Consider the following 3804-nt stretch of genomic DNA (forward strand, 5'->3'; position numbering starts at 1 on the left):
GCGGTCCCAGTCGGCGGTCGCCGTGGCGAAGGTGTCGTCGGTCTCGTGGAGTGCGGTGCCGGTCTGCAAGATGAAGTTGCGGAACGCCGCCGCGCCGGCCCGCGGAGCACGCTCGGGTGCCCCCTGCTTCCCGGCGGCCACCGCGCCGCCCGGAGCGACGAGGGCGGCGCCCAGAACGACCGGGGCGAGTGCGGCGACGGCTGCCTTCATGGTGCGCACAGGAATGCCTCCCTGACCCATGCCCCCGGGAAGCTCCCGGGAGGCGCGACCGATGCTAGGGCGTGTCCGCATCCTGCTCCCCGGGCGTCGCGCCGACGACCGGAAGCCACGGGTGAAGGGCCGATTCCGGACGCCGGGAAGGGCCTGACCGGACGCGATCTACGTGCTGAGCAACTGGCACGTCCTGCACGGGCCCGACGGCAACCTGGGCAAATAATCCAGCCCCCAGTAGGGTCCGCCCCACCCCGGCCCCGCCCCACGACCGTGGCGGTCCGGGCGGCTCAGCCCAGGTCCCGGCGCCGGAGCGCCACCAGGCCCGCGCAGGTCAGCACCGCCGCCAGGGCCGTCAGCCCCAGGAACGGCGCGGCGGAGGGCGCCGCCCCCGGCAGCTTGGGCAGGTGCCCGAAGGGGGAGAGGTCCATGACCCACCCGGGCAGCTTCAGCACGGGACCGAGCCAGCCGATGCCCAGGCACACGCCCGCCACCGCCCAGGCGCCCGTCGACGCCCGGGGCACGGCACCGAAGACCAGCACGGCGAGGCCGGCGAGCACCCAGGCGGCCGGCGCCTGAGCGAGCACCGCGCCCATGACGCGCGGCAGCTGCCCGCCGACGTCCCCCGCCGCTAGCCCGTAGCCCAGGCCCATCCCGAGGCCGCCGGCCGCCAGCACGGCCGCCGTGCCCGCGAACGCGAAGGCCAGGTGCCCGGCCGCCCACCGCAGCCGGCTCACCGCACCGGCGAGCACGGGCTCCGCCCGCCCGCCGGTCTCCTCCGCCCACAGTCGCAGCACGCTCCCCACCGCGTACAGGGCCGCGACCATGCCGAGCACGCCCGCCATCGAGGAGAGGAACGCCTCGGTGATGCCCTGGTGGCCACCCATGCGCGCGAAGATCTCACGGGTGGCGTCGTTGTCCCCGACGAGCTCGGCGGCACCGTCGGTGACGGCGTCGAAGGCCCCGCCCGCCACGGCGAAGCCCAGCGCCCAGCCCAGCAGCGAGCCCCGCTGCAGCCGCCACGCGAGCCCGTACGGGCCGCCCAGGCGGCGGGAGGCCCCCGCCGCTCCCGGCCGGCCGGCCAGAAGACCGGCACCCATGTCGCGCCGCCCGGCGAGCCCGTAGGCGGCCGCCGCCGTGACCGCCGCGGCCGCACACGGCAGCAGCAGCACCCACCACCGGTTCCCGGCGAACGCCCGCACCTGCTCGCCCCAGCCGACGGGCGAGACCCACACCAGGGGCGAGGACGCCCCGCCGCGCGCCGCGTCCCCCGCCGCCCGCAGGACGAACGCGGCGCCCAGCACCGCGCCCGCGATGCCCTTGGCCGCGCGTGCGCTCTCCGTGAGCTGGGCCGTCACGGCCGCGACGCCCGCGAAGCACAGCCCCGTACCGCCGATCGCCAGACCCAGGGCCAGCGCGCCGCCGCCCGGCAGGCCGATGCCGGCCAGACCGGCCGCGACGAGCAGCGCCACCAGGGCGTTTGCCGCCAGCGCCGCCAGCAGTGCCGCGGTGAGCGGTGCCCGGCGGCCCACGACGGCCGAGGACAGCAGCTCCTGGCGACCGCTCTCCTCCTCTTCCCGGGTGTGCCGCACCACCACGACCACGCTCATGACCGCGGCGAGGACACCCCCCAGCGCCACCATGCGCCAGGCGACCAGAGCGCCGGGCGCCTCGCTGAACACCGGCCCGTACAACGCGCGCAACGAGCCGCTGGCGTTCGTCGACCGTGCCAGCCCCGCACGATCGGACGCCGTGTCGTAGAGCGTGCGGAACGCGCTCGCGGTACTCATGACGGTCAGGCCCAGGGCCAGGACCCACACCGGCAGCATCATCCGGTCGCGGCGCACCGCCAGCCGCAGCAGCGTGCCCGTGCCCGCCAGCTGCCACGAGCGGCCCGCATGCCGCCGGGCGGTGCCCGGCGCGGCGACGGCGGTCATCGGGCCACCGTCCCTGCCGCGCCCGCGGGCACCTCGCCCTGGTAGTGGCGCAGGAACAGCTCCTCCAGCGTGGGCGGCGTACTCGTCAGCCCGAGCACCCCGCACGCGGCGAGCCGCTGCAGCACCGCGTCGAGGCCACCGGGGTCGACCTGCATCCTGACCTGCTGCACCCGCCCCCCGTGCAGGGGCCGGACGGCCACGTCGTGGACGCCGGGCAGGTGCGCGAGACCGTCGGGGGTGCCCGACAGCTCGGCGGTGACGGACGTGCGGGTCAGGTGGCGCAGGTCCGCGAGCGAGCCCGTCTCGACGGTCACGCCCTGCCGGATGATGCTGACCCGGTCGCACAGCGCCTCCACCTCGCTGAGCACATGGCTCGACAGCAGGACCGTGCGGCCGCGCTCGCGCTCCTCGGCCACGCACTGCCGGAAGACCTCCTCCATCAGCGGGTCGAGGCCGGAGGTCGGCTCGTCCAGCACGAGCAGATCGACGTCGGAGGCGAAGGCCGCCACGAGGGCGACCTTCTGGCGGTTGCCCTTGGAGTAGGCGCGGCCCTTCTTCGTCGGGTCGAGCTCGAAGCGCTCCAGGAGCCGGGCCCGCCGGGCCCGGTCACCGCCCCCGCGCAGCCGCAGGAAGAGGTCGATGACCTCGCCGCCCGAGAGGTTGCGCCACAGGGTGACGTCGCCGGGCACGTACGCGACGCGGCGGTGCAGTTCCACCGCGTCGCGCCAGGGGTCCCTGCCGAGGACCTGGGCGGCCCCGCCGTCCGGGCGCAGCAGGCCGAGGAGGATCCGGATGGTGGTGGACTTCCCGGCGCCGTTGGGGCCGAGGAAGCCGTGGACCTCACCCGCCTCCACGGTGAGGTCGAGGCCGTCCAGCGCACGGGTCCGGCCGAAGACCTTGTGCAGGCCGGACACGGAGATTGCCTTCGTCATGCCTCGAACGTACGCTTCTTTCAGAAATTTGTGAAGGTTGGAAAGGGTGTAAATTGATCGAGAGGGCGCCCCCGGGTCGGCGGGCCGCACGGGAGATGCAAGGGAGAAGGCGCGCGATGAGAGAGACGGCCGCAGAGGCGGACCGCGAGGACGGGGACGGCGCCGGGCGCGTCGCCGGGGGCCGCGACCGGCAGCGCGACGCGGAGGCCGTGTCCCGCTTCGTCGAGCGGTTCGCCGGGGAGCTGACCGACGCCGGTATGCAGCGCATGGCGGCCCGCGTCTTCGCGGCGCTCCTGGCCTCCGACTCCGGCACGATGACCTCCGCCGAGCTGGCCGAGCAGCTGCAGATCAGCCCGGCGGCCGTTTCGGGGGCGGTCCGCTACCTCACCCAGGTCGAGATGGTCGGCCGCGAACGCGAACCGGGCTCCCGGCGCGACCGCTACCGCCTCCACGGCGACGTCTGGTACGAGACCCTCACCCGCCGCGACCAGCTCCTCTCGCGATGGGAGGGCGTCCTGCGCGAAGGCGCGAGGACGCTGGGCCCGGACACCCCGGCGGGCGAGCGGGTGGCGGAGACCGCGGAATTCTTCGAGTTCATCCAGAAGGAGTTCCAGCAGGTCCTGGTCCGCTGGCGCGACCACAAGGCGGCGCGGCGCGAGGCCGCCTCGCCGGAGGGCGGGACGCCCGGCCCCAGTGCGTAGGCGCATGACTGCGGTGGGTGTGGA

General features: G+C 75.4%; 3 protein-coding genes and 1 pseudogene. 1 reads left to right on the plus strand and 3 read right to left on the minus strand.

The features are described 5' to 3' along the window. From LE181_RS24010 to LE181_RS24020, 3 genes and pseudogenes are all read right to left on the minus strand, one after another. Window positions 1-219: pseudogene (locus tag LE181_RS24010) on the minus strand (hypothetical protein); the annotation flags it as partial. A gap of 281 nt (window positions 220-500) precedes the next feature. Continuing rightward, window positions 501-2147 (minus strand): ABC transporter permease, encoded by a 1647-nt coding sequence (locus tag LE181_RS24015; RefSeq protein WP_225663566.1) that lies wholly within the window; start codon window positions 2145-2147, stop codon window positions 501-503. Further along, window positions 2144-3079, minus strand: a complete 936-nt coding sequence (locus LE181_RS24020) for an ABC transporter ATP-binding protein (RefSeq protein ID WP_225663567.1) — start codon at window positions 3077-3079, stop codon at window positions 2144-2146. The genes LE181_RS24015 and LE181_RS24020 overlap by 4 nt, the downstream gene beginning before the upstream one ends. A 116-nt stretch (window positions 3080-3195) precedes the next feature. On the opposite strand from LE181_RS24020, the gene LE181_RS24025 reads away from it, so the two are divergent. Further along, a complete protein-coding gene (locus LE181_RS24025; RefSeq protein WP_225663568.1) occupies window positions 3196-3780 on the plus strand; it encodes a GbsR/MarR family transcriptional regulator in 585 nt (194 codons plus the stop codon). The last annotated feature ends 24 nt before the right edge of the window (window positions 3781-3804 follow it).

This window comes from Streptomyces sichuanensis (assembly GCF_020328095.1).
Lineage (GTDB): Bacteria > Actinomycetota > Actinomycetes > Streptomycetales > Streptomycetaceae > Streptomyces > Streptomyces cinnamoneus.

Bases quoted from the DNA above. Each gene is read 5' to 3' on its own strand.
- LE181_RS24025 (WP_225663568.1), top strand. From the start codon at position 3,196: ATGAGAGAGACGGCCGCAGAGGCGGACCGCGAGGACGGGGACGGCGCC.
- LE181_RS24015 (WP_225663566.1), bottom strand. From the start codon at position 2,147: ATGACCGCCGTCGCCGCGCCGGGCACCGCCCGGCGGCATGCGGGCCGC.
- LE181_RS24020 (WP_225663567.1), bottom strand. From the start codon at position 3,079: ATGACGAAGGCAATCTCCGTGTCCGGCCTGCACAAGGTCTTCGGCCGG.